Source organism: Bradyrhizobium sp. USDA 376 (genome assembly GCF_054063675.1).
This window is the reverse complement of record NZ_JBSSGN010000001.1, coordinates 6,076,727-6,099,086: the sequence shown is the minus strand read 5'-3', so window position 1 is coordinate 6,099,086 and position 22,360 is coordinate 6,076,727. Positions and strand designations below refer to the sequence as shown.

The window sequence follows — 22,360 nt, the reverse complement described above, 5'->3', positions numbered from 1 at the left end:
CGTTGAACGCATGTCGCGCACATCCCGTTGGGGCGGATGGGCGTGGACATGCCGGCGGGTGATCGATGCACGCATCGAGGAATCGCGTCGGGAGAAACTGGGCCGGAATCCACCGGCTGAACTGCGAAGCCTTAAGGCCGAACGGCCGGGAGGACTCGCGAAGCGAAATGACGACCCGGCACGCCCTCAACGAGGGGCGGGACCGGTCAAAGAAAAGGACGGGGCAAGACCATGCGGATTGAGCGGCGCCACACCACCACGGGACAGTCACCTTACGCGGGAATCGAATTCCGCCTGACCACGTCGGAGATTCGCAATCCCGACGGCTCGGTCGTGTTCAAGCTTGAGAACGTCGAGGTGCCGACCGAGTGGTCGCAGGTCGCCTCCGACGTGCTCGCCCAGAAGTATTTCCGGAAAGCCGGCGTTGCCGCGCGCCTGAAGAAGGTCGAGGAGGAATCCGTCCCCTCCTTCCTGTGGCGCTCCGTGCCCGACACCGATGCGCTCGCCGCGCTGCCTGAGAAGGAGCGCTATGTCAGCGAGCTCAGCGCCAAGCAGGTGTTCGACCGCCTCGCCGGCTGCTGGACCTATTGGGGCTGGAAGGGCGGCTATTTCACCAATGACCAGGACGCCCAGGCCTTCTACGACGAGCTCCGCTACATGCTCGCCATGCAGATGGTCGCGCCGAACTCGCCGCAATGGTTCAACACCGGCCTGCACTGGGCCTATGGCATCGACGGCCCCGGCCAGGGCCACTATTACGTCGACCCCTTCACCGGCAAGCTGACCAAGTCCAAGTCGGCCTACGAGCACCCGCAGCCGCACGCCTGCTTCATCCAGGGCGTCGGTGACGACCTCGTCAACGAGGGCGGCATCATGGACCTCTGGGTCCGCGAAGCCCGCCTGTTCAAATACGGCTCCGGCACCGGCTCGAACTTCTCGCGTCTGCGCGGTGAAGGCGAAAAGCTCTCCGGCGGCGGCCGCTCGTCCGGCCTGATGAGCTTCCTCAAGATCGGCGACCGCGCCGCGGGCGCGATCAAGTCTGGCGGCACCACCCGCCGCGCCGCCAAGATGGTCGTCGTCGACGTCGATCACCCCGACATCGAGACCTATATCGACTGGAAGGTGAAGGAGGAGCAGAAGGTTGCCGCCCTCGTCACCGGATCCAAGATCAACCAGAAGCACCTCAAGGCGGTGCTGAAGGCCTGCGTGAACTGCGAAGGCTCGGGCGACGATTGCTTCGACCCCGAGAAGAACCCAGCGCTCCGCCGCGAGATCAAGCTCGCGCGCCGCAGCCTCGTGCCTGACAACTACATCAAGCGCGTCATCCAGTTTGCGAAGCAGGGCTACAAGGACATCCAGTTCGACACCTACGACACCGACTGGGATAGCGAAGCCTACCTCACGGTCTCCGGCCAGAACTCCAACAACTCGGTCTCGCTGAAGGACGACTTCCTCCGTGCCGTCGAGACCGACGGTGACTGGAACCTGAACGCACGCACCTCCAAGAAGGTGACGAAGACGCTGAAGGCGCGCGACCTCTGGGAAAAAATTGGTTACGCCGCCTGGGCGTCGGCCGACCCGGGCCTGCACTTCAACACCACGATGAACGACTGGCACACCTGCAAGGCGTCCGGCGACATCCGCGCGTCGAATCCGTGCTCGGAATACATGTTCCTGGACGACACGGCCTGTAACCTGGCGTCCGCGAACCTGCTCACGTTCTACAACACGACGACAAAACAGTTCGACGTCGCCGGCTACGAGCACCTCTGCCAGCTCTGGACCATCGTGCTCGAAATCTCCGTGATGATGGCGCAGTTCCCCTCGCGCGCGATCGCCGAGCTCTCCTACGAGTTCCGCACGCTTGGCCTCGGCTACGCCAATATCGGCGGCCTCCTGATGACCATGGGGCTCTCCTATGACTCCAAGGAAGGTCGCGCGCTCTGCGGCGCGCTGACCGCTGTGATGACCGGCATCACCTACAAGACCTCGGCGGAGATCGCGGCCGAGCTCGGCACCTTCCCCGGCTACAAGAAGAACGCCGCGCACATGCTGCGCGTCATCCGCAACCACCGCCGCGCCGCCCATGGCGAGGCTTCCGGCTACGAGGCGCTCTCCGTCAACCCGGTGCCGCTCGACCACGCCTCCTGCCCGCAAGCCGACATCGTCACCCATGCCAAGGCGGCCTGGGATGCGGCGCTCGAGCTCGGCGAGCAGCACGGCTATCGCAACGCCCAGACCACGGTGATCGCGCCGACCGGCACGATCGGCCTCGTCATGGACTGCGACACCACCGGCATCGAGCCCGACTTCGCGCTGGTAAAATTCAAGAAGCTCGCCGGCGGCGGCTACTTCAAGATCATCAACCGTGCGGTGCCCTCCGCGCTGCGCGCGCTCGGCTATCGCGAGAGCGAGATCGCGGAGATCGAGGCCTACGCCGTCGGCCACGGCTCGCTCTCCAACGCGCCCGGCATCAACGCCTCGACGCTGAAGGCCAAAGGCTTCACCGATGAAGCCATCGCCAAGGTCGAGAAGGCCCTGCCGACCGCCTTCGACATCAAGTTCGCCTTCAACAAGTGGACCTTTGGCGAAGATTTTATTCGCGACCAGCTGGGTATCGGCGCAGAAGCCATTGCGGCTCCGGGCTTCGACCTGCTCCAGGCCGTCGGCTTCACCAAGCGCGAGATCGAGGCGGCCAACGTCCACATCTGCGGCGCGATGACGGTGGAAGGTGCCCCGCACCTCAAGGCCGAGCACTATCCGGTGTTCGACTGCGCCAACCCCTGCGGCAAGATCGGCAAGCGCTACCTGTCGGTCGAGAGCCACATCCGCATGATGGCAGCTGCCCAGCCCTTCATCTCGGGTGCGATCTCCAAGACCATCAACATGCCGAACGACGCCACGGTGGAGGACTGCAAGTCCGCCTACATGCTGTCGTGGAAACTGGCCCTGAAAGCCAACGCGCTCTATCGCGACGGCTCAAAACTCTCGCAGCCGCTCAACTCGCAGCTCATCAGCGATGATGAGGACGAGGACGATGCGGTCGAGACGCTCTACGAGAAGCCGATGGCCGCACGTGCCGCCCAGGTCTCGGAGAAGATCGTCGAGAAGCTGGTCGAGCGCATCATCGTGATGCGCGAGCGCGAGAAGATGCCGGATCGCCGCAAGGGCTACACCCAGAAGGCGGTCGTCGGCGGACATAAAGTCTATCTCCGTACCGGCGAGTATGACGACGGCCGTCTCGGCGAGATCTTCATCGACATGCACAAGGAAGGCGCAGCGCTCCGCTCCTTCATCAACAATTTTGCGATCGCGGTGTCGCTGGGCCTGCAATACGGCGTGCCGCTCGATGAATATGTCGACGCCTTCACCTTCACCCGCTTCGAGCCGGCGGGCCCCGTGCAGGGCAACGACAGCATCAAGTACGCGACCTCGATCCTCGACTACGTCTTCCGCGAGCTGGCGGTGAGCTACATGTCGCGCTTCGATCTCGCCCATGTCGATCCGACCGAGTCGAACTTCGACGCGCTCGGCAAGGGCGTCGAGGAAGGCAAGGAGCCGGACGAGACCCAGCACGCGACCAAGCTGGTCTCGCGCGGCCTCACCCGCTCCCGCACCGACAACCTCGTCGTGATGCGCGGCGGCTCCGCCGCGATCGCGCCAGGCAACGACAGTGCTCCGACCGGCGGCAGCAAGGTCACGGCCCTCGCCTCCCACGGCACGTCGGCCCGGGCCAGCGATGCCATCGAAGGCGCCGTCGCCCTGAAGCAGGAAACGAGCCACGACCTCTCCCCCACGGAGAAGCTCGAGCAGCTGCAGTGGAGCAAGGCCGGCACCGCGCAAACCATCGTCCCCACCAAGGCCGAGCGCCGCGCCGAAGCCAAGGCCAAGGGCTACGAAGGCGAGATGTGCTCGGAGTGCGGCAACTTCACGCTGGTGCGGAATGGCACGTGCATGAAGTGCGATACTTGCGGCAGCACGACGGGGTGTTCGTGACGCATTAGAGAGCAGAGTAGCAACGATCGTCATGCCCGGGCTTGTCCCGGGCATCCACGAAGGGCGGCCGAGAGGCCGCCCTTTTTGTCGCCGAATACACCTGGACAAATCGAGTCCCACATATTCAATCGAATGACGGCCCACCTATCGCCGGAGCCCGGCATATCGATCGCCGTTATGGCTTCAATCCGCAGGAACTTTCGAATATCCTGCGCGTGGTCGAGGACAACCGCGATCGCTTCGACGAACACACGATGTGGGTCGAACTGTCCGATGGCCGGACACTCGGCATGCCGCTTGCGTGGTTTCCGCGCCTGCTGCATGCAACGCCAGGCCAGCGTAACCAAGTCGAATTGAGCCGGGCCGGCCTGCATTGGGAAGCGCTGGACGAGGACATCTCGGTCACCGGCCTGCTCGCCGGACGTGGAGACGTCACGGGGTCAACTTAACACGCGGCGTAATCCATACGATGGGTGGCGAGACCCGTCGATCTGGAGACCAGGAACATCAATCCATTGCCCGTCCTTCGCGACTTCGCTCCGCTGTCCGCTTCGGCCGCGGTGTCGGGACTTTAAGCTGATGCGAAGGCAGAACGATGGCCGTGACCTGCGGTTGCTCCTGGACATGCGCCCCTCCCAGCACGCCGACTTGAACCGGCGAGATCGGCAGCCCGTTCACTTCATAGGTTGGCAGCTCGGCAGCGAATCCTGCAGTTGCACCGGCCAGCGAGATCACGACAGCGGCCGCAATGATAAGTGACTTCGTTTTCATGGCAATTCTCCTGGATGACATGTTCAAAGCCGCAAATATGCACCCGCGCCGTGCCGTCAATGAGATGATGATAATCATATAAAAACATCATCGTGATCGACCTTGAGCGGCCGAGAGCGAGCAATTCATTTCACCGCCGCGCACGGGCGCGGATCTGCCTGCTCAATCTCCCTGCCAAATCGGAAGAATATTCTCGGCTATCAGACGAATGCAGCCCGTGGGTGGAACTCGATGGGTGGAGCGAAGCGATACCCATCACCAACTCATCGACAAGAGTGATGGGTTTCCTACGAGCTGCTTGGCTCGGTCCCATCTTTCGGAATCAGATCCCGAATCTCCACAAGCGCCTCCAGCGCAATCTCGCAGGCTCCGTCGATGAATTCCTCGCCCCGCGGAGTCGCGTTGATCAGTCTCCTCATGTCCGCTTGATACTGACCCTTCGCAAGATTCAACCGGTTCAGCGCGGCCGACACGACATGATGGGTGATGGCCGGAGATTGCGCGATCTCGCCCAGCGCTGAACGCTCATGCAAGTGGATCGCGGCAAGATCGAAGGCGTCGCGGGCCGTGTAGGTCGATGCGCGATAGACCAGTTTCTTGGTCGCGATTTCCGCAGACCGCTCCGCCGCAATGGAGCGCGCGCCAAACCTCAATTCATATGTCGGATTGGCGGTGTACGACGGGGCGTTCAGGAAATCGATCTCACCGACGTCGCGCAGGACGAGTTTCAGGTACTTGCCCGGCCATTGCCAACTATCGCAAAGCGACTTCGTCACCGGGTTCATGTTCGGCGCGAGGTTCTTCAAGTCTGTGCTTGAATCCAGGAAGATATCGACGTCGTAGCTGATCCGATGCCCCAGAATCTGCGTCAGCGCGGTGCCGCCGCCGAACGTCCACGGTCCGGCGCCCCCCTCCAGACTATCGAGGGCGATCAGCGCCTTCTGCAGGAGATCTTCCCACCTCGAGGGAAGCCATCTCCCTGACCCATCTTTCATTCTCGGACTCCGTGACCTGCCAGGCCTCGATTGCCTTCAATAACTCGTCGAACGTCACGATATGATCAACGACGAGATTGTGGATGACTGATACATCGACCTCGTCGAACAACGCCTGCACGTGCACGCGCCATTTTCGCTCGGAGATCTCCCCCTTCAGACATGCCAGCAGCGTCCCTTCGTCGATGCGGTCAGGCATCGGCGTGTTGATCGTCGTCACGGCTGCAGTCAGGTTCTCGAACGCATCTTTCAACATCCCCACAATATGGTGCCATTCGAGGAAAGCCTCAACCGGCGCCACCGCTTCATCGTTAATCCGGATCACGCAAAGGCCTGACAGGCCATTGATAATACGAGTCTTTTGACGTACTTCCCCCGAGACCCATGCCAGGAAAGCGCAAGCCCCTCCTCCCTCGCCTTCGCAACATCCGGCGGGGCGCTCGATGGGTGCGCAAGACGTTCGCGCGAGCTCCGCAGCTGGTCCGGATCGCAGGCGCCTCCGCGATCCTGCTCGCCGCCGTCGCCTTCCTGAACCTCGCCTACCACGTCATCCGCAAGCCAACAGAACTGTTCTTCTTCGTCGGCAATTCCCTCGACAAGGAGCCCGCCGAAACTTGGCGCCACTATGGCCCCCTCTTCCGCACCTATTCCACCACCACCATCACCCCCGAATTGCTGGCCGCGCTGGCGCAGGTGGAGAGTTCTGGCAATCCGGTGGCGCGCACCTATTGGCGCTGGCGGTGGAGTCTTAATCCGCTGGCGATCTACCGGCCTGCCTCCAGCGCCGTCGGGCTCTTCCAGATGACCGGTCCGGCCTACCGTGACGCCGCGCGGTTCTGTGTCCGCGGCAACGCGGTCACGGAGACCGGCTGCGGATCTGCCTTCTTCTATATCCGCGCGATCCCGAGCCACGCCATCGAACTGACGTCGGTGTATCTGGACCGCCAGGTGGCCATGGTTCTCGGCCTCGCGGGCGATGTGAAGGCGAGCGGGCCGCAGAAGCAGGATCTGGCCGCCTTCATCCATCTCTGCGGCGCGGGTCCCGCCACAGCCTTCGCGCGCCGCAAGTTTCAGATGATCGTAGGGGAACGCTGCGGCGATCACCTCGTCGCGGGCTATGTCGGGAAGGTCAACGCGATGAAGCGGCAGTTTCTGCGGCTGGCGGCGGAAGATCCGTAGATCCGTAGGGTGGGTTAGCTGGCGGTCGCGCGAAGCGCGGTCCGCTGGCGTAACCCACCCTACGGCCCTGCCGATGCCCGGCAAAATCTCACCACATGGCCGCCACGCAAGCGACAACCCACAATCGCGATTTCAGCGCAAACGCGACGGAGGCTCGCGGCTTCACGATATTCAGGAGCCATTTGCAATGTTGAGTAGGATAGAAAATAAGCCAACGGGAAAATCCGGCCGGCGCGGCGGGAAGAAGAAGGCCGGGCAACGGACCGGGGCCGGCGAGCAACACGCAACTGCAGCGCATCCATTGCCGGATGCCTCGGCGGAGATCAGCCAAGAGAACGAGCAAGAGAAACGGCAAGAGAACAGGCAAGAGAACAAGCAAGATACCGAGCAAGAGGTAGAGACGAGCCCACAGATCAGTGCGCAGATACCCTCGCCCGCAGCCTTGCCGTCCGGGATGGAGATCGCTGCCAGCGCGCCCGTCGCACCGGTGGAACCCTCCCTGGCCGGCACGCAGGCGATTGCCGATGCCTATAGCGGCTACATCAAGACGTCGCTTGAGCACGCCTGGACCTTCCTGGGAAAGCTCGCGACGGCGCGCTCACCCGTCGAGGCCTTTGAGCTTCAGATGGAGTACGCGAAACAGGCGTGCGACTCCTTTGTCGCCGAATCCCAGAAGATCGCCGAGCTGCATGAACAAATGACCAGACAAAGGGTCATGCATCTTGAGGGGTTCGTGGCCAAGCTCACCCAGACGACGCTCGAAATCCGCGCCACTCGTCACTAACGACCGGAAGCCCTACCCACCATTTGACGTGATGGGTTTCTCGAGAGGCTCAACCCATCCTGCGTCCGACCGGCCGTTGTGTCCCGTCAGTCCCCGGACTTAAGGACCGCCTGGAGTTCAGTACCCTGACTTGCTCGAGCCGCCGGTGGTCGGCCTCGTGCTCGCGCCGGTGGTTTGACCTGTGGTTTGTCCTGGAGCGTAGCTCGACGCGCCGGGGCTGGTCTTCTTCGAGGCCTTCGCGTGATGCTTCTTCTTATGTCCAGGAGCGTAGCTGGAAGCGCCCGGCTCGCCTTTCTTGGAACCCATTTGCTGCATCTCCTGACCTGGCGTCTTGCTCGATACGCCCTGAGCAAACACGGCTGGTGCTGTCGCCATGACAACGGCAGCAGAGAGCGCGATGATCATCGTTTTCATGTTGTCCTCCTCTGACAAGCCCCTCAAGGAAACGGAATGAGCCAGCGCCCGTTCCTCCATGGGAACGTTCATGGTGAGAACAGCGCTGCTCGACCGGTCCCTTTCGCCACCGCAACGCCATGAACGGGTTTTTTCGAAACAGATCATGCCGCAAGGCAAAACCGATCACGACTGTTCGATCAGGATCGGTGAACCGAGCTCTTCGAAACGAAAGAGCTGAAACACCCGCTGGCCATTGAAGTCGAGCACTCTCAAATCATCGGTCTCGTGCAGGTTGCTTTCGACCGCCTGAAAGTGCCCGCCGTAGCGCTCCCTGGCGAGCGACAAGGGAACCTCGAACGCGACGAACTTGCCGATACCTTTTTGCCTGAGCACCCCGAGAAGCTTCAGGTCGTTCAGGGACTCATGCGAGGTGAGAACAAGCAGCGGACCGCTCGCCGTAAGCAGCAAAAGCGATTTCATCGGATCCTCCTTTGCACCCTACCTGATCTTCGCCAGGCACTCCTTCAGGCGCTCCAGCTCCGTCCGAACCTGGGCCTCCATGGCGTCTTGCAGTGCGAGGATGCCTCTGCTGGACAATTCCGCGGAGGCCTTTCTGTCCAGATTCTGCTTCCAGTCCCGGATGCCTTGCTTGGTGACCCGTTGGGCCTCCGCCGTCGTCTTGGCGTATTCCTTCATGCAGGCGTCGGCCATTGAGCATGTCTGGCACTCCTGGGCGGCGGCCGGACTTGAAAGAAGCAGGGCGAGTATCGTGGTAGGGAGCCTCATTGCGGTTCCTCCCGCGATAGCATAGCACGTCGCAGGGATGCCTGGGGAAGCAGCCCCCGGCTGTTTCAGCGCCAGAAGATCTAAAGCGATCGCGCGACCGCGCCGTGTCGCGCATCGTGTGCCGAGGTCGCCATAAATTCTCCCGCACCGCCCTGTCTTGATCACGACGGCAGCGGAAACTATCCTCTCACAACTCGGACTGCCGCACTCATCCGTTGACACGAAAATGAATAGAGAGCGCTCGGTGCCTGAGACGAACGACCCCAAGCCTGATACTGCCAAGCCTGATGCGTCCAAGCCTGATGCGTCCAAGCCTGATGCGTCCAAGCCTGATGCCGCCAAGCCGGACGAGCCGCGCGCCGACGGCGAGCTGGCGCGGGCCTATGACCGGATCAAGAGTGCAGAGGAAGACCTTGCGCGGCTGGACCGGCTGGTTTCCGGAATGGAACGCGACAGCGAAGGCCCGCGGGCCTCGCACGCAAGCCTTGGTGCGCCGGCAGCCGCCACTTCCGGAAACAAGGTGCCGACACCGGATGCCAGGGTTCCGAATGCCAAGATTCCGAACGCCAAGTTTCGCGATCAAGGCCTGAAGGGAGATCGGACCATGATGCGCGCCTTGGTCGGCCTCGTGCTGGCGATCGGCCTTCTCGGTGCCGCCTTCGCTTCGCAATATCGCGATGAGGCCAAGTCGATCGGCAAGTCGATCATGGCGCGATGGGCTCCGCCGGCCGCGAGCACGCCTCCGCAGGCGTCCGCGGTGGAAAGCCCAGTGCAGCCGCGGGCAATGCGACTGGCTGCTGCGGATGAGCCGAGCCCGGTGCCCGCGCCGCCGGTCGCCAAGGATGCGGAAAGCGTCCCGAAGCCCGGCGCCACAGCGCCTGAGGCGTCATCGTCCGATCTCGCGCAATCGCTCAAGGCCATCACGAGCGAGCTTGCGAGCATGAACGGGAAGCTCGAGCAGCTGAAAAGCCGCAACGAGCAGACCCTGCGTGAGCAAGCCGACACCATTCAGCAGCTCAAGGCGGCACAGGAGAAGGATGCGGCGGACAATGCGCGCCTCGCTGCGCAGGTCCAGGCGCTGCAAACGCAACTGACCACTTCATCCGCGCCTGCCGCCGCAAAGCCCGTCGTGCGCAGTGTGAACAACGAAGCGGCCGCGCAGGCCCGGCCGCACGTCCCAGCGGCCGCACCCCGGCGGCCCAGGCCGCCGCCGCGAGGCCCCTGGATGCCGCCGCGCTATATGGCCGATCCTTACTACGGCGATCCGGATTGGTGAGCCCGAAAGGCGCGATTGGATGTGAAGTGCCGTAGGGTGGGTTAGCCTGCGGCGGCGCAAAGCGCAGTCCGCTGGCGTAACCCACCTCTTTTGATTTCCGCGGAGGCAGACGTGGTGGGTTACGCTGCGCGAGCTGCGCTTCGCGCAGTCGCGGAGCTAACCCACCCTACGGAGTTACGCCCCCCTCACGGTACTTCGCTCATCGACACCTTGGCGGCGATCCCGGGCAGCTCGGAGTCTTCCGGTGCAAGCTCCTCATCGGAAGACGGGCCGACCGAGACTTCCGCCATTCTGCGTTTGACATGTTCGCATGTCTTGCGGACGTCCTCGGTGAACAGCGCGCATTCTTCGATGCGCTTGAAGATCTTCCGTCCCTCTTCACGATACCCCGCCGCCGTTTCCCGCATGAAGGCGATCGCATCATGGACCTGGGCCGTCAGCGCCTCGCATTTTTGCGCGGCGTCGATCAACTCGGTGCCCATGGCCTCGATCTCTTTTGCAGCGGACTCATAGTCGCGAATGACCGCCTCTGCACTGAGCGCGCCGACGCGCGTGACGCCTGCGGTGTGCTCGACGTAATCAGGCAAAGCAATGGACGTGAGAGAGCTTCCCGGGCGTACCGACGCAATGTCCGCCTCGAGCTGGACCAGGTTCACGCCTTCCCGTCTGCGCAATTGTTCGACACTTGCCATGATTGATCCTCCCAATACGCACCCAGAACCCCAAACCGTATTGGTTTATTACGGGGGTAAGTGGCATTCTACACCGATGTATTCTTGACAGTCGCAGCTTTGCCATTTTTTCCCGATCGCTGACGCCGCACGCAGCGATGATGGATGCATCGTCGCGCAACCTCCCCTCGTCGCGGGCTTCAACGCGATGCAGCGGCAGCTTTTGCGGCTTGCGGCGGAGGACGGGGACTAGCAAGGGGGCGTAGTGCCGTAGGGTGGGTTAGCCTGCGGCGGCGCGAAGCGCAGTCCGCTGGCGTAACCCACCTCTTTGATTTCCGCGGAGGCAGAAGCGGTGGGTTACGCTGCGCGAGCTGCGCTTCGCGCAGTTGCTTTGCTAACCCACCCTGTACCCTTTTGGGGTTCGCATCCAGTCGAAGGTGTAGACTGGAACACGGGCCGATCCGCCGGGAGCAGCCTTGCCCACCTGTGTCTTGAACACCGACGTAGGAGCCGCGCCCCGGCAGAGCGGCCGCGGTCGAGATCCAGTAGGAGGTTCGCGCCGAGAGCGCCAGTACAGGGATCGATCAGGATCGCGGTGGCCCGCTTTTTGAGAGCAAGGAGGTCCCAACAATGCTCGAAGATGTACGCTGGTTCGTCGGGATCGATTGGGCAACGCAGAGCCATAGCGTTTGCCTGCTGGATACCGAAGGAAGACAGGTTGCTCACTGCGAGTTCGCCCATGAGGGTGCGGGCCTGACGGAGTTGCGCGACTGGCTGCTGCAGAAGACCAACGCCGCACCGGGGCAGATCGCCGTGGCGATCGAGATGCCGCACGGCCCGGTGGTGGAGGTGTTGCTCGAACACGGGTTTGCGGTGTTCGCGATCAATCCCAAGCAGCTTGACCGCTTCCGTGATCGCTTCACGGTGGCTGGTGCCAAGGATGACCGCCGCGATGCCCATGTGCTCGGAGCTTCGCTCCGCACGGATCGCGCGGCGTTCCGTCGGCTTGTGGTCGACGATCCCACGATGATCGAGCTGCGCGAGTGGTCGCGCTTGGCCGACGAACTGCAGCAGGAGCGCACACGTCTTGCCAACCGGCTGCGCAAGCAGTTGTGGCGATATTATCCGCAGGCCACCAAGCTGACCGACGATGTCGCTGACGAATGGTTCCTGGCGCTTTGGCAGATGGTGCCGACGCCGGCCCGTGCGGCCAAGGCCAGCGAGAAGGCAATTGCACGCGTTCTGAAAGCCCATCGCATCCGCCGCCTTGATGCGGCGGGGGTGCTCGAAACTTTACGCGAGGCCCCGCTGTTCGTGGCACCCGGCACCACCGAGGCCGCCTGCGCACACATCCGCAGCTTGGCGGCACGACTGCACCTGGTCAATCAGCAGATCAAGGAGGCGCATCAGAACCTGGACCGTCTGTGCGTCGCAATCGAAGGCGAGGAGAAGGCCTCGGGGCAGAGCTCGGAGCAGTGCGACGTGACGATCCTTCGCTCCTGGCCAGGAATCGGCAGGATCCATCTCGCCACGCTGCTCGCCGAGGCCGCAGAGCCTCTGCGCAGGCGAGATTATCATGCTCTGCGCGCCTTGGCAGGGGCCGCGCCGGTGACGCGGCAAAGCGGCAAGCAACGCTTCGTGATCCGTCGCCTCGCCTGCAACAGGCGGCTACAGAGCGCCGTCCATCACTGGTCGCGGGTCGCCATCCAACACGATGAGGCCAGCAGGCGACGCTATGATGCCTTGCGACAGCGAGGACATGGCCACGCGCGTGCTCTGCGCACTGTAGGGGATCGCTTGCTCTTTGCCTTGTGCACGACGCTCAAGCGACACACCCCATACGAGGCGGACTATAGCGCAAGGACCTCCACTAAAGCCTGAGCCTCATTCCTTTGTTCGGCCGGTGTGACCATTCCTTCGTCCCGACCTGCCGATCGCCACAGCGCCGCGCGCAGACGCTGTCCAGGAGGCCGTCGGCACCGGCAACGCCGGCGCGAAGCGTCCTGGACGGCGGCGAGCACGGCGCTATGCTCGCCCATCAAGGACGTCTACCTCTTGACCACGGGTAGGAGGTCCTACGGACCTTTGCCCACCCTGCGAAGCGTCGATCATTACCACCAATACGGCCAGCGCCACGCTTCATAGCGAATATAGGACGGCACCAGCGGCGGGCCGTAGGGATCGACGCGGTCGTCTTCCGGGCGATAGCGATAGCGCGGAACGACGTTGTAATCCCACGGCGTCGGCCTCAGCACCGGCGCCGTGACGATGAGCCTCTCCTGTGGTGCACGAACGACGACGGCCTTCCGCGTCCGGGCTTCCGCACCTGATATCCCCTGGCTGCACAGCACCAGGGCCGTTCCGAGCGCACAGGCGAGCGTCATTTTTGTCATGCGTTGGTCTCCTTGCCGGCAGAGTGCAAAAGGACTCAAGGCAAGGCAAGCGAATTTCGCTTCCCCGTTGCAGCTATCGCATATGAAGAAGAGTGGTGGATAGCTCGTCCATAGCGCATCCTTCGAGACGCCCGCCGATGGCGGGCCCTCAGGATGAGGGCGGAGTGCGCGGCAGCAATTCAACGGGGCCAATGCTGCTTAGCCTCATCCTGAAGAGACCGCTGGAAGCGGTCGTCTCGAAGGGCGAGGCGCTTGCTCTGGCCGTCACCAAGAAGCCATCTGCGATAGCCCTTCCCCGTCGCAGCGGCGGCGACATCCGGTCAGCGCCGTGAGTCTCGCCTCGCCTGTGCCCGCTTGTTGGCCTGTGAAACCCGCCCAATCTTCGAGGGAGGAAGTTTGACGGTTCGACGACGGCTCGGCAGTGCGCGCATGCCGTCATGTGACGTGGGATGATTTTCCGGGCGCGCGAACTGCCTGGCCCGGCGCAGCGCCAGCGCCCGCCGGGCGGCTTCGCCAAGTTCGCGCCTCGCTTCAAAGTTCTGGAGTCGTCTCAGCTCCTTGTTGACGCGCTTGAGGGCGGCAACAAAAACCTCCTTGCGCCGGAACGTGCTTGCCCCCGCCCCCGGCGTGCGGCGGCCACCGGGATCGGCCGAACCTTTCGCGACGCGTCGTTGGCGGTGCCCGAGCGTTCGTTCCTTGTCGCGAAGGTCACGCAGGAGGTTGCGCAATGTCTCCAATGCCGCGCGATCGACGTCTCCGATCGCGGGATGGTGGGACGTCAGAACGATCTGCTGTTCTTCGTGGTTCAAGATGCTGGACTCGAATTTACATGGCCTCGACATCCTTTTCCTCCTTCGACGAATGGGAAAGCCAGGGGACGTCGCTATCGAGCACGACATCGGCAGCCGCGAGCCGGCGGAAAAGCGCCCTGCGGCGGGCAATCGGGGGCCAGGCGTAAAGAAAGATGTCGGACGGCTTCCAGATCGCAACCCAGCCGAATATCAGGAAGCTCTCCTGCAGGATCCGGGAAACGGGACTCGCGTCCAGCTTTCGCGACACGAGCCAGCCGAGCACCAGGCAAAACGACAGGATGGAAAGGCCAACCGCAAGCGAGAGCCGTCCGGTCCTAAACAGCTCCCGCATCTCCCGGGTCATGGCCTGGCTTCTGAGGTCGAAATGATCCTTCACCGCGATGACGATGTCGCTTGCGGACGGTTTCGAAAGTTCGTCTGACGGCAGATGAATGACGATCGCGATGGACGCATCGATCGGTAATTCCTGCGCACGGCCCACGATGTAGTCTTCGGCTTCGAGCGCAAGCTCACTTTCCCTGAAGGGCGACGGATCCAGCGTGTTGAAGAGCTGCGACACCTTCCGAAGCTTCAGCTCGATGCGGCCGGTCGGCATGGCCATGGCATCCATTGCAAGCCATCGTCACGTTTTCCGTGCCAACGTGTCCCGACCGATGGCTTGCCGCCATCGGGAAATGTACTGAGGACCGGGGCAGGACTATCGCATATGAAGATGCGTGGCGGATAGCTCGCCCCGCAGCCCATCCTTCGAGACGCCCGCCGATGGCGGGCCCTCAGGATGAGGGCGGAGCGCGCGGCGGCAATTTCAACCGGGCCAATGCTGCTTAGCCTCATCCTGAGGAGACCGCGGAGCGGTCGTCTCGAAGGACGAGGCGCTTGCTCTGGCCGTCACCAAGAAGCCATTGGGGTCCGGGGGGCGTCGTACCGATGCACTTTTTGACGGTTATGGCAGCACGCTTGACCCGGATGAGCGCGCCCGACGCAACGCCTCAGCCAGCTTCGTCCTTTGCTTGCCCCAGCGGGTCTCTTCGGCCTCGGCGCGTTCGTCAAGAGCGGCGCGCTCGGCTTCGATCTCCTCGGTGCGCGCCGCGTGCTCCCGCCTCGCCTCGTCCAGCGCCGCCTCGGCCGCGGCGACCGCCTTATCGCGGCGCGCGCGCTCTTTGGCACGGGCGGCCTCCTCCTTGCGGCGCTCGGCTTCGCGCTGCCGCTCTTCCTTCTCGAACGCCGCGGCGGCCTTTCGCGCGTCTTGATCGTCGACCTTGCGGGACGGTTTGTGTGCCGTCTTGGCGGCGCGCTTGCTCGGCCTGGGCTTGCGTTTGGGCTTGCTCTCGGCGTCGGCGAGATCGGTCGGCAGCTCCGCACTCTCGGTGAACGGACGGTCCGATCCGACCGGACGCCTGAGCACGACGCCCGGCTTGGCCAAGGTCGCGGCGACGATGTCGGGATCGTCGCTCTCCCGGGCAACGCCCTGATGGAACAGATTGGAGCTGGCGCCCCAGGCCTCGAGCGCCGCCTTCATCGAGGGGGCCGCGACCGCCTGGTCGTAGAAGCCGAGCGAGGTCTGGTAGGTCTTCAGTTGTCTCTTGAGTTGTTTCGGCATGTCGCCCCGCGACGCATCAGCCCCCGGCCGTCGCCAGTGCCACAATGCCATCATGCCCCTGTTTTGCCCGACGGGTCAAATGCTGTTCGGTATCGCCGAAATCGGTCCAAGCGACAGGGCGCAAGTCTCGTCCTTGCGCCATTCCTCCCATGGCTCGGCCTTGCCCGACGGGTCACGCGATGTTCGGTATCGCAGAACTCTGAAATCCCTGACGATTTCTACTGTGCATGGGGTTGTTTTCGACGTTTCTTTTGCTACCCACCAATCAACGCGTCATCGCAATCCGCAGGAAGGATCACCATGAACGGCAATCGCTATTACGGCGTCCGCGTCGAGGGCGCGAAATACGGCGTGGGCTTCGGCTCGGCGCTCGCCATCGCGATCTCCTACACCAACAACCATTCGATCCTGTGGGCGATCATCCACGGCATCCTGGGCTGGCTCTACGTGATCTTCGTGGCGCTGTTCCGGTGATATCGCACCGGCAGGCGAGGACCGGGCCGCGCCGTCCTTAAGCTTTCCCTTGCTTTCCCGGTTCCCGCCCCTACGGTCGCGCCGCGAACGAAGCTTTGAATGAGACAGATATGACCGACACGATGAAATGCCCCGCGTGCAGCTCCGAGCACGCCTACCAGGACCGCGACCTCTGGGTCTGCCCGGAGTGCGGCCACGAGTGGAGCGGTGCGGCGGATGCGGCTGCGGACACGACGCCGGAGGCAGGCGTGCGCGATGCCAACGGCAATATGCTTAACGACGGTGACAGCGTCATCGTGATCAAGGATCTCAAGATCAAGGGCTCCTCCTCGGTCGTGAAGGGCGGCACCAAGGTGCGCAACATCCGCCTCCAGGACGCCAGCGACGGACACAACATCGCCTGCAAGATCGACGGCATCGGCGCGATGAACCTGAAGTCGGAGTTCGTGCGGAAGGCGTAAGCACGCGCCGGCGGTCCCGCGCGGTAACGCTAACGCCGGTTCCTTCCTTGGAACATACAATTCCCCTTATCCAATCGGGAAAAATGTGTAATCTGCCTCCTGCCGGGCAGGCCTTTGTAGCGCGTAGCTATTTTATCAACCCGGGGCTGGCATTTCGACGACGCGTTAGATTGCATCACAGCTTTGAGACTTGAATGGCCGCCCCCCGGGGCGGCCTTCCCGTTTTCCGGGGGCCTAGCGCTGCCGCTGCCCCAGATAGAATCCGCACAGCACCGTCATGAGGCCGGCCGTCTGCAACAGCGTCGGCGGCTCGCCGAGCAGGAGCCAGCCGGTCAGCAGCGTCAGCGCCGGCACGCAGGCCGGAAACACCGCGGCGCGGGCAACGCCGAGGCGCTGCACTGAGACCGCGAACAGATAGAGCGCGGCCGGACCCGCAAGCACGCCCTGCGCCAGCGCCTGGATCGCGTTCTCCCACGCGCCGATCGCCGCAACGTGCGCGAGGCCAACGACGGCGATGTAGAGCGGCAGCAGCAGCAGCGACAGCACGTTGATGACGAGCGCAGCCGACACGGCCGAGACGCGCCAGTGCCGCAACGCTGCGCCGAAGCCGGCGAACATCAATCCGGTCAGCACGAAGATCAGATCGCCCTGCACGCCCTCGGCGCCGATGTGGCCGATCGATTCCGCGCCGATGACGCCGAGACCGGCGACGATAATGATGGCGCCTGCGAGCCGCGAGGCGGAGATTCTCTCCTTCAGGACCAATGCTGCGAGCAGGAGGCCGCCGAGCGTGGCGCAGGAGGGCTGGATCACGCTGCCATGGCCGAGCGGCACGAACAGGAAGCCGGTGTAGGAGATCAGCGACATCACGGGGCCGCCGAGCACCATCAGCGCAAGGCCCCTGCCCCAGCCGATGCCGCAGAGATCGGAGATGCCGGCGCGCAACACCAAGGGCAGGAATGCGATGCCCGACCAGACATAGCGATGCACGAGCAGATCGACCGGCGTGAAGCCGACCTTCAGCCCATGCCGCGTGCCGGCAAAGCCCAGCGCCCAGAACAGCGCCGCCGACAGGCCGCAGACCACGCCAAGAAGCGCCGGTGCCGCATCGCTGTTCTGAATGGGAGCGTCAGCGCCGCTCGTCCGCTGATCCATGGATCAAGCCTTATGTCAGTGAAGGCATCGGCTCAACCCATGCCGCCGCAGGGCTGGCGCGCAACTCACGCCCCCTCCCCGAACACCATCCGCCATCCCTTGCGCGTGTCCATGTATTCGCGCACCTCACGGATCCGCTCGCCCGCCACTGTGAACACGAAGCAGTAGTCGTTCTCATATGGCTTGCCGCCGGGGAGCATCGCGCGCATCCGCTCCTCCACGATCACGACGTCGCCGTCGGCATAAGCGCCGCGAAAGGCGATATCGACCTCCGAAAACAGCTTGTGCATCTCCTGCGCGATGAAGCGCGCGATCTGCCGCGCGCCGACCATGTGGTCGGTGTGATCGAGCGCGACCGCGGTGGCGTTGCCCTTGGGCGCGATCCATTCGGCATCGTCGGTGAACAGCGCGGCGATGCGTTCGGCATCGCGCGACGAAAAGGTCTTCCAGGCTTTCAGTACGACGTCCTTCGGGGTGGTCACGGCGGGCTCTCCGGCTGCGTTGAGATGAGAGCTGCTTCTAGGCCGCGATGCGAATTGCGGCTCGCCACAATCGGACTCGGTCATCCCGCGCCTCTTCCGCGTGCGCAGGTCTGCGCTATGATCCGGCCATGCTGAGCTTCGATATCTGCAACGCTGCGCGCCTGCGCCGCGATCCCGATTATGACGGCCGTTTCTTCACGGCGGTGAAGACCACGGGCATCTATTGCCGTCCCGTGTGTCCCGCCAAGCAGCCGCTGGCGCGCAACGTCGTTTATTATCCGACGGCTGCGGCGGCGGAGGCCGCGGGCTTCCGGCCTTGCCTGCGCTGCCGTCCCGAAACCGCGCCGTTCTGCCCGGCCTGGAACGGCACGCGCTCGACCGTGGCGCGCGCGGTGAAGCTCATCAACGACGGCGCGCTCGACGAATGTTCGGTGGTGACGCTCGCGACGCGGCTCGGCATCTCCTCGCGTCATCTGGCGCGGCTGTTCGAGCGGCATGTCGGCGCCACGCCCCAGCAGCTTGCCAAGACGCTGCGCGTCCAGCGCGCAAAACGCCTGCTCGATGCCGGCGATCACACCATGACGGAGATCGCGTTCCAGTCGGGTTTCGGCAGCCTGCGCCGTTTCAACGCCGCCTTCGCCGAGCTCTACGGCCGCTCGCCGTCGCGCTTGCGCGCGCGACGCGCGTAGCCCATCAGAACAAGCCGGGGCTGAGATCGAGGCCGTAGGTCAGGCTCAGCACGAACACGAACAGCGCGGCGGCCGCAAACAGTGCAAGCTGCCTGAGAATGAATTCACGCGTCGACGTCGGGGCAACAACGGCTCTTTGCGCAACGGGCATGAACGACCTCCAGTATGATTCCAGAAATTGGCCGCTCGATATGCGGCGCGCACATCAGGCGCCGCGATCTGCGAAACAACTATTAAGAAGATCACACGCGTCTTGAACGGCCGTACACAACGGCGGCATCGCGCGCTTCTTTTTCAATTCGGATTCTCGATCCGCGCACGCGTGATGAAGAAGCGCTATTCGCGGACGCAAAGAAAAACCGCGCTCCCAAGGGAACGCGGTTTCAACGAGACACGAGGCCTTCTTAAAACCCGAATCTTGCGGCAGGCACGATGCGCGCACCGTGCCTGTCGCGGAAGCTTAGCGGGCCGAGCCCACGGTCGCGGTCTTCACCTTGCGCGGCGCCAGGACGCTGGTCTGGAGCGCCGTGACGCTGGCGGCGGGCGCCGACACCTGTTGCTCGACCTTGTTGGCACCGAGCACGCGGACCTGCAGGGGCGAAGCCGGAATGCCATTGGCCTCATAGGCCGGCAGCTCGGCGGCGAAGGTGGCAGTCGAGCCCGCGATGGCGAGGACGGCGGCTGCGATCGACAAAGTCTTCTTGTTCATTGGTGATGCTCCAGAAGGAAGTTTCGGAGCACATCTAAGCCTGATTTGCTGCATTGCGATATGCACTGCTGCAACGCAATATCGCGTCCCACGCATGGCAATATGTTTAACGCGCCCAACGTCTTGGACGGATTCCCTGATTCGGCGGGTTCAGCCGCCGAGGACGTCGCCCCAGCCGTCGAAGACATAGGTCTTCCAGGCCACGGTCCCATCGCCGCGGAGACGGCTGGCCCGCCGGTAATCGTCGGCCTGATCGGCGGTCCAGGTGATGATCCTGCCGGAGATACGATCGTGCAGGATGGCGGGCTCGGTGGGATCGAAGGCGTCCATGGGACGAAGCGAGGAATGCGTCATGGCCGACCAACGCGCTGCACTTTGGGAAAGTTGCCCCCGAGTCCTCCGATTCGTATTTATCGAAGTCCGGCTCGTGGAACCCAATGGAACCCGCGCGTGGCCCCGAGGCCACACTTCCTACAAAAAGCCCGTTTTCGCCAATTTACGCCATTGCGCCGCCACACCGTCCCCCGAACAATCGACGTGCTGCGTGCCTTTCTTTGCAAGACTGTTCCGACAAGACTGGTTCGGGCAGAACCGTTTGGAGGCAGGGATCATGAATGATCGGCGGTCTCTTCTAGTGGCAGTCGCGTGCCCCTCGGCCGTCATGGCCGGCTGGCTGGCGCTCTCTCTGTCCGCCTATGCCCCTGCCCTGATCGAGAACAGCGGCGCCAACGTGGCCGCAATCTCGCGTGCCAAAGACCTCAGCCGTCTCGATCTCGCCGACGTTCCGCGCGCTGCGACGATCGAGGATGGCATTGCGTTGACGGCCGACATCGCAGCCGCTGCTGCCGCAACACCTATTCCGGCGGTCACCGAGGCAGCGGCGCCCGAGGTGCCCGCTCCCGCCATCAAGCTCGCTGCCGCCGATCCGGCGCTGATCCTCCCGGCCGAGCCGCCAGCACCGCAAATTCTGCCCGAACCGGCGCCCGCCGCCAGCGAGGCCGCGCCGGCGCAGGAGCCGGTCAAGCTTGCATCCGCCGATCCCGCCGAGATCGTGGCCACGGACGCGCTCTCGCCCGCTTCTCTCGCGACCGGGCCGGCGCCCGCAGCGAGCAAGGCGTCACCACCTGCCGACACCATCGCCGTGCTCGACGAATGTTTCGTCATCGAAGCCTGTATCGATCGCTATCTCTGGGCGCTCTACCAGCGCACGCCCAAGGAGGACTCGATCAAGGTGCAGGAGCGCCGCGCCGTCACCGTCAAGCGCAAAGGCAAGATGGTGACCGTGATGCGCAGCTTCACGAAGCTGGTCGACGAGGATTTCGGCTGGAAGGATCCGAAGGCGGCCGAGCACGCGAAAATGTCGATGATGGACTACGTCATCGGCGGCATGGACAAGAGTTTTAAGCGAAAGCTGTTCCGCACGTTGCTCGCCGCCGAGGCCGCCGGTCTGTCGCCGGGCATCACCAGCGCATTCCGCGACGATTATCGCCAGTCGATCGCGAGCGGCCTGAAGGCCGCCTCCGACCGCTCCTATCACGGCGGCAGCACGCGCGGCGGCTATGGCCACGGCATGGCGGCCGACATCGTCAGCACCCAGGGCAACAACCGTGCGCAGCGCTGGGTCTCGACTGAAGTGTTGTGGAAATGGGTCGACGCCAACGGCAAGGCGTACGGCATCGGCCGGCCCTATCTCGGCCGCGATCCGCCGCATGTCGGCCCCATCGACGGCGCCGAATATATCTCGAAGCGCGGCACGGCGGACCGCAAGGACGTCGCCAGCGCCAGGCCGAAGAAGGCGCGGGCCGTGGCGCATGCCAAGCTGCCGAAGGCGCAGGCCGCGCGCGAGCAGAAGGGCCCGGCCAAGCCGCAGAAATCGGCGCAATCGGCCGGCAAGCGCGCGACCTGAGCCGTTACGGCTTGCGTCCCACCGACGGCAGCGGCACCAGCCGCATCTCGGCCGTTCCGGCCTCCTGCGTGCGCACCAGCACGGCAAAGATGGTCTCGACCGCGAGCCGTACCGCGGCCTCCATCGCCTTGCCCTTGGCCAGATGCGCCGCGATCAGGCCGGTGAGCAGATCGCCGGTGCCATACGGGCGGATCGGCAGTCGCGGCGTCGCAAAGCGCGACAGCTGGCCGTCCGCGCAAAGGATCGTCTCCACCTGCCCGTCGGGCGTGTCCGTGAGCGTGCAGCCGGTCGCAACGACGTCGATGCGGCCCTCGCCCGCGAGCGCCGCGCACGCCGCGCGCAGGCCCTGCGTATCCGCGATCGCAAGGCCAGCAAGCAGTTCGAGCTCGAACTGGTTTGGCGTCGTCAGGTTCGCGGCCGGCAGCAGCCGATGCCGCACCACATCCAGGATGCCGTCGGCGACATAGACGCGGCCATCGTCCCCGATCACGGGATCGCAGAGATAGATGAGCCTGGAATTGCGGATCAGGGCGCGCTCGACGAAATCAGCGACGGCAGCCGCATTGCCGGGCGAGCCGAGATAGCCGGTGACCAGCACCGCGGCCTCGTCGACGAGATCGCGCTCCTCGACACCCTTCAGGAGATCGGCGACGAGCTCGGTCTCCAGCACCCGCCCACGCAGGCTCGGATAGCGCGGATGGTTCGACAGTAGCGTGGTCGGCACCGCCGCGACGTTCACGCCTTCCGCCTGCATGGCATAGGCGGCCGCGCTGTTGCCGACATGGCCGTGGACCACCTGGCTTTGAATCGAGATGACGAGCATGC

27 protein-coding genes are annotated in these 22,360 nt (G+C 63.8%); 10 read left to right on the top strand and 17 right to left on the bottom strand.

Annotation, left to right across the window (positions count from 1 at the left end; all coding sequences use genetic code 11):
- Window positions 1-231: 231 nt before the first annotated feature.
- Together ACVJ19_RS28310 and ACVJ19_RS28305 are read left to right on the top strand one after the other, a co-directional pair.
- Complete coding sequence (locus ACVJ19_RS28310; protein ID WP_453952478.1) at window positions 232-3,996, top strand: vitamin B12-dependent ribonucleotide reductase; 3,765 nt, start codon at window positions 232-234, stop codon at window positions 3,994-3,996.
- 254 nt (window positions 3,997-4,250) lie between these two features.
- A complete protein-coding gene (locus ACVJ19_RS28305) occupies window positions 4,251-4,445 on the top strand; it encodes a DUF2442 domain-containing protein (RefSeq protein ID WP_453955227.1) in 195 nt (64 codons plus the stop codon).
- 58 nt (window positions 4,446-4,503) lie between these two features.
- Here the strand turns inward: ACVJ19_RS28305 and ACVJ19_RS28300 are convergent, their stop codons facing one another.
- From ACVJ19_RS28300 to ACVJ19_RS28290, 3 genes are all read right to left on the bottom strand, one after another.
- Entirely contained in the window at window positions 4,504-4,767 is a 264-nt protein-coding gene (locus tag ACVJ19_RS28300) for a hypothetical protein (protein ID WP_453952477.1), read from the bottom strand.
- Window positions 4,768-5,054: 287 nt separating this feature from the next.
- The gene (locus tag ACVJ19_RS28295; RefSeq protein WP_453952476.1) at window positions 5,055-5,762 is read right to left on the bottom strand and encodes a nucleotidyl transferase AbiEii/AbiGii toxin family protein; all 708 of its coding nucleotides are present in this window, start codon (window positions 5,760-5,762) and stop codon (window positions 5,055-5,057) included.
- The gene (locus ACVJ19_RS28290; RefSeq protein ID WP_453952474.1) at window positions 5,686-6,087 is read right to left on the bottom strand and encodes a hypothetical protein; all 402 of its coding nucleotides are present in this window, start codon (window positions 6,085-6,087) and stop codon (window positions 5,686-5,688) included. The genes ACVJ19_RS28295 and ACVJ19_RS28290 overlap by 77 nt, the downstream gene beginning before the upstream one ends.
- A 59-nt stretch (window positions 6,088-6,146) precedes the next feature.
- Between ACVJ19_RS28290 and ACVJ19_RS28285 the strand changes: the two genes are divergently transcribed.
- Window positions 6,147-6,941, top strand: a complete 795-nt coding sequence (locus ACVJ19_RS28285; RefSeq protein WP_453952472.1) for a lytic transglycosylase domain-containing protein — start codon at window positions 6,147-6,149, stop codon at window positions 6,939-6,941.
- 73 nt (window positions 6,942-7,014) lie between these two features.
- Window positions 7,015-7,725 carry a phasin family protein gene (locus ACVJ19_RS28280; protein WP_453952471.1) on the top strand — a complete coding sequence of 237 codons (711 nt, stop codon included), beginning with the start codon at window positions 7,015-7,017 and terminating at the stop codon, window positions 7,723-7,725.
- A gap of 117 nt (window positions 7,726-7,842) precedes the next feature.
- Here ACVJ19_RS28280 and ACVJ19_RS28275 read toward each other — a convergent pair whose 3' ends face one another.
- The 3 genes from ACVJ19_RS28275 to ACVJ19_RS28265 all read right to left on the bottom strand — a co-directional run bounded on the left by ACVJ19_RS28275 (window position 7,843) and on the right by ACVJ19_RS28265 (window position 8,832).
- A complete protein-coding gene (locus ACVJ19_RS28275; RefSeq protein WP_453952470.1) occupies window positions 7,843-8,139 on the bottom strand; it encodes a hypothetical protein in 297 nt (98 codons plus the stop codon).
- Window positions 8,140-8,304: 165 nt separating this feature from the next.
- Window positions 8,305-8,601, bottom strand: coding sequence for a cytosolic protein (locus tag ACVJ19_RS28270; protein WP_100234502.1), 297 nt, complete (start codon window positions 8,599-8,601; stop codon window positions 8,305-8,307).
- A gap of 18 nt (window positions 8,602-8,619) precedes the next feature.
- Window positions 8,620-8,832: a hypothetical protein gene (locus ACVJ19_RS28265; protein WP_453952468.1), complete on the bottom strand. Its 213-nt coding sequence runs from the start codon at window positions 8,830-8,832 to the stop codon at window positions 8,620-8,622.
- 319 nt (window positions 8,833-9,151) lie between these two features.
- Between ACVJ19_RS28265 and ACVJ19_RS28260 the strand changes: the two genes are divergently transcribed.
- On the top strand, window positions 9,152-10,183 hold the full coding sequence (locus tag ACVJ19_RS28260) for a hypothetical protein (protein ID WP_453952467.1): 1,032 nt from the start codon (window positions 9,152-9,154) through the stop codon (window positions 10,181-10,183).
- Window positions 10,184-10,368: 185 nt separating this feature from the next.
- On the opposite strand, the gene ACVJ19_RS28255 is transcribed toward ACVJ19_RS28260, so the two are convergent.
- Window positions 10,369-10,875, bottom strand: coding sequence for a hypothetical protein (locus tag ACVJ19_RS28255; protein ID WP_453952466.1), 507 nt, complete (start codon window positions 10,873-10,875; stop codon window positions 10,369-10,371).
- Window positions 10,876-11,484: 609 nt separating this feature from the next.
- On the opposite strand from ACVJ19_RS28255, the gene ACVJ19_RS28250 reads away from it, so the two are divergent.
- Entirely contained in the window at window positions 11,485-12,735 is a 1,251-nt protein-coding gene (locus tag ACVJ19_RS28250; RefSeq protein WP_453948482.1) for an IS110 family RNA-guided transposase, read from the top strand.
- A gap of 230 nt (window positions 12,736-12,965) precedes the next feature.
- On the opposite strand, the gene ACVJ19_RS28245 is transcribed toward ACVJ19_RS28250, so the two are convergent.
- The 4 genes from ACVJ19_RS28245 to ACVJ19_RS28230 all read right to left on the bottom strand — a co-directional run bounded on the left by ACVJ19_RS28245 (window position 12,966) and on the right by ACVJ19_RS28230 (window position 15,659).
- Entirely contained in the window at window positions 12,966-13,247 is a 282-nt protein-coding gene (locus ACVJ19_RS28245) for a hypothetical protein (RefSeq protein ID WP_453952465.1), read from the bottom strand.
- Window positions 13,248-13,567: 320 nt separating this feature from the next.
- Window positions 13,568-14,056, bottom strand: a complete 489-nt coding sequence (locus tag ACVJ19_RS28240; RefSeq protein ID WP_453952464.1) for a hypothetical protein — start codon at window positions 14,054-14,056, stop codon at window positions 13,568-13,570.
- A gap of 16 nt (window positions 14,057-14,072) precedes the next feature.
- Window positions 14,073-14,660 carry a hypothetical protein gene (locus tag ACVJ19_RS28235; protein ID WP_453952463.1) on the bottom strand — a complete coding sequence of 196 codons (588 nt, stop codon included), beginning with the start codon at window positions 14,658-14,660 and terminating at the stop codon, window positions 14,073-14,075.
- Window positions 14,661-15,002: 342 nt separating this feature from the next.
- Window positions 15,003-15,659, bottom strand: coding sequence for a cell envelope biogenesis protein TolA (locus tag ACVJ19_RS28230; RefSeq protein WP_453952462.1), 657 nt, complete (start codon window positions 15,657-15,659; stop codon window positions 15,003-15,005).
- Window positions 15,660-15,959: 300 nt separating this feature from the next.
- On the opposite strand from ACVJ19_RS28230, the gene ACVJ19_RS28225 reads away from it, so the two are divergent.
- Both ACVJ19_RS28225 and ACVJ19_RS28220 read left to right on the top strand, forming a co-directional pair.
- Window positions 15,960-16,133, top strand: coding sequence for a hypothetical protein (locus ACVJ19_RS28225; RefSeq protein WP_018644642.1), 174 nt, complete (start codon window positions 15,960-15,962; stop codon window positions 16,131-16,133).
- Window positions 16,134-16,243: 110 nt separating this feature from the next.
- On the top strand, window positions 16,244-16,594 hold the full coding sequence (locus tag ACVJ19_RS28220) for a zinc ribbon domain-containing protein YjdM (RefSeq protein ID WP_453952461.1): 351 nt from the start codon (window positions 16,244-16,246) through the stop codon (window positions 16,592-16,594).
- Window positions 16,595-16,828: 234 nt separating this feature from the next.
- Here ACVJ19_RS28220 and ACVJ19_RS28215 read toward each other — a convergent pair whose 3' ends face one another.
- Both ACVJ19_RS28215 and ACVJ19_RS28210 read right to left on the bottom strand, forming a co-directional pair.
- The gene (locus ACVJ19_RS28215; protein ID WP_453952460.1) at window positions 16,829-17,749 is read right to left on the bottom strand and encodes a DMT family transporter; all 921 of its coding nucleotides are present in this window, start codon (window positions 17,747-17,749) and stop codon (window positions 16,829-16,831) included.
- 65 nt (window positions 17,750-17,814) lie between these two features.
- On the bottom strand, window positions 17,815-18,231 hold the full coding sequence (locus ACVJ19_RS28210; RefSeq protein ID WP_453952459.1) for a nuclear transport factor 2 family protein: 417 nt from the start codon (window positions 18,229-18,231) through the stop codon (window positions 17,815-17,817).
- Window positions 18,232-18,359: 128 nt separating this feature from the next.
- On the opposite strand from ACVJ19_RS28210, the gene ACVJ19_RS28205 reads away from it, so the two are divergent.
- Window positions 18,360-18,920 (top strand): bifunctional transcriptional activator/DNA repair enzyme AdaA, encoded by a 561-nt coding sequence (locus ACVJ19_RS28205; RefSeq protein WP_453952458.1) that lies wholly within the window; start codon window positions 18,360-18,362, stop codon window positions 18,918-18,920.
- 4 nt (window positions 18,921-18,924) lie between these two features.
- Here ACVJ19_RS28205 and ACVJ19_RS28200 read toward each other — a convergent pair whose 3' ends face one another.
- The 3 genes from ACVJ19_RS28200 to ACVJ19_RS28190 all read right to left on the bottom strand — a co-directional run bounded on the left by ACVJ19_RS28200 (window position 18,925) and on the right by ACVJ19_RS28190 (window position 19,983).
- Entirely contained in the window at window positions 18,925-19,071 is a 147-nt protein-coding gene (locus ACVJ19_RS28200) for a hypothetical protein (RefSeq protein WP_453952457.1), read from the bottom strand.
- Window positions 19,072-19,380: 309 nt separating this feature from the next.
- Window positions 19,381-19,629 carry a hypothetical protein gene (locus ACVJ19_RS28195; RefSeq protein ID WP_453952456.1) on the bottom strand — a complete coding sequence of 83 codons (249 nt, stop codon included), beginning with the start codon at window positions 19,627-19,629 and terminating at the stop codon, window positions 19,381-19,383.
- A gap of 150 nt (window positions 19,630-19,779) precedes the next feature.
- Window positions 19,780-19,983, bottom strand: a complete 204-nt coding sequence (locus tag ACVJ19_RS28190) for a hypothetical protein (protein ID WP_453952455.1) — start codon at window positions 19,981-19,983, stop codon at window positions 19,780-19,782.
- Window positions 19,984-20,239: 256 nt separating this feature from the next.
- Between ACVJ19_RS28190 and ACVJ19_RS28185 the strand changes: the two genes are divergently transcribed.
- Window positions 20,240-21,535 carry a hypothetical protein gene (locus tag ACVJ19_RS28185; protein ID WP_453952454.1) on the top strand — a complete coding sequence of 432 codons (1,296 nt, stop codon included), beginning with the start codon at window positions 20,240-20,242 and terminating at the stop codon, window positions 21,533-21,535.
- Between the two features lie 4 nt (window positions 21,536-21,539).
- Here the strand turns inward: ACVJ19_RS28185 and pdxY are convergent, their stop codons facing one another.
- Window positions 21,540-22,358 (bottom strand): pyridoxal kinase, encoded by an 819-nt coding sequence (gene pdxY, locus ACVJ19_RS28180; protein ID WP_453952453.1) that lies wholly within the window; start codon window positions 22,356-22,358, stop codon window positions 21,540-21,542.
- Window positions 22,359-22,360: the final 2 nt, after the last annotated feature.

Coding starts and splice junctions, on each gene's coding strand:
- ACVJ19_RS28310 (WP_453952478.1), top strand. CDS start 232: ATGCGGATTGAGCGGCGCCACACCACCACGGGACAGTCACCTTACGCG.
- ACVJ19_RS28305 (WP_453955227.1), top strand. CDS start 4,251: ATGTGGGTCGAACTGTCCGATGGCCGGACACTCGGCATGCCGCTTGCG.
- ACVJ19_RS28300 (WP_453952477.1), bottom strand. CDS start 4,767: ATGAAAACGAAGTCACTTATCATTGCGGCCGCTGTCGTGATCTCGCTG.
- ACVJ19_RS28295 (WP_453952476.1), bottom strand. CDS start 5,762: ATGAAAGATGGGTCAGGGAGATGGCTTCCCTCGAGGTGGGAAGATCTC.
- ACVJ19_RS28285 (WP_453952472.1), top strand. CDS start 6,147: ATGCCAGGAAAGCGCAAGCCCCTCCTCCCTCGCCTTCGCAACATCCGG.
- ACVJ19_RS28280 (WP_453952471.1), top strand. CDS start 7,015: ATGCCCGGCAAAATCTCACCACATGGCCGCCACGCAAGCGACAACCCA.
- ACVJ19_RS28275 (WP_453952470.1), bottom strand. CDS start 8,139: ATGAAAACGATGATCATCGCGCTCTCTGCTGCCGTTGTCATGGCGACA.
- ACVJ19_RS28270 (WP_100234502.1), bottom strand. CDS start 8,601: ATGAAATCGCTTTTGCTGCTTACGGCGAGCGGTCCGCTGCTTGTTCTC.
- ACVJ19_RS28265 (WP_453952468.1), bottom strand. CDS start 8,832: ATGGCCGACGCCTGCATGAAGGAATACGCCAAGACGACGGCGGAGGCC.
- ACVJ19_RS28255 (WP_453952466.1), bottom strand. CDS start 10,875: ATGGCAAGTGTCGAACAATTGCGCAGACGGGAAGGCGTGAACCTGGTC.
- ACVJ19_RS28250 (WP_453948482.1), top strand. CDS start 11,485: ATGCTCGAAGATGTACGCTGGTTCGTCGGGATCGATTGGGCAACGCAG.
- ACVJ19_RS28245 (WP_453952465.1), bottom strand. CDS start 13,247: ATGACAAAAATGACGCTCGCCTGTGCGCTCGGAACGGCCCTGGTGCTG.
- ACVJ19_RS28235 (WP_453952463.1), bottom strand. CDS start 14,660: ATGGCCATGCCGACCGGCCGCATCGAGCTGAAGCTTCGGAAGGTGTCG.
- ACVJ19_RS28230 (WP_453952462.1), bottom strand. CDS start 15,659: ATGCCGAAACAACTCAAGAGACAACTGAAGACCTACCAGACCTCGCTC.
- ACVJ19_RS28225 (WP_018644642.1), top strand. CDS start 15,960: ATGAACGGCAATCGCTATTACGGCGTCCGCGTCGAGGGCGCGAAATAC.
- ACVJ19_RS28220 (WP_453952461.1), top strand. CDS start 16,244: ATGACCGACACGATGAAATGCCCCGCGTGCAGCTCCGAGCACGCCTAC.
- ACVJ19_RS28215 (WP_453952460.1), bottom strand. CDS start 17,749: ATGGATCAGCGGACGAGCGGCGCTGACGCTCCCATTCAGAACAGCGAT.
- ACVJ19_RS28205 (WP_453952458.1), top strand. CDS start 18,360: ATGCTGAGCTTCGATATCTGCAACGCTGCGCGCCTGCGCCGCGATCCC.
- ACVJ19_RS28200 (WP_453952457.1), bottom strand. CDS start 19,071: ATGCCCGTTGCGCAAAGAGCCGTTGTTGCCCCGACGTCGACGCGTGAA.
- ACVJ19_RS28195 (WP_453952456.1), bottom strand. CDS start 19,629: ATGAACAAGAAGACTTTGTCGATCGCAGCCGCCGTCCTCGCCATCGCG.
- ACVJ19_RS28190 (WP_453952455.1), bottom strand. CDS start 19,983: ATGACGCATTCCTCGCTTCGTCCCATGGACGCCTTCGATCCCACCGAG.
- ACVJ19_RS28185 (WP_453952454.1), top strand. CDS start 20,240: ATGAATGATCGGCGGTCTCTTCTAGTGGCAGTCGCGTGCCCCTCGGCC.
- pdxY (WP_453952453.1), bottom strand. CDS start 22,358: ATGCTCGTCATCTCGATTCAAAGCCAGGTGGTCCACGGCCATGTCGGC.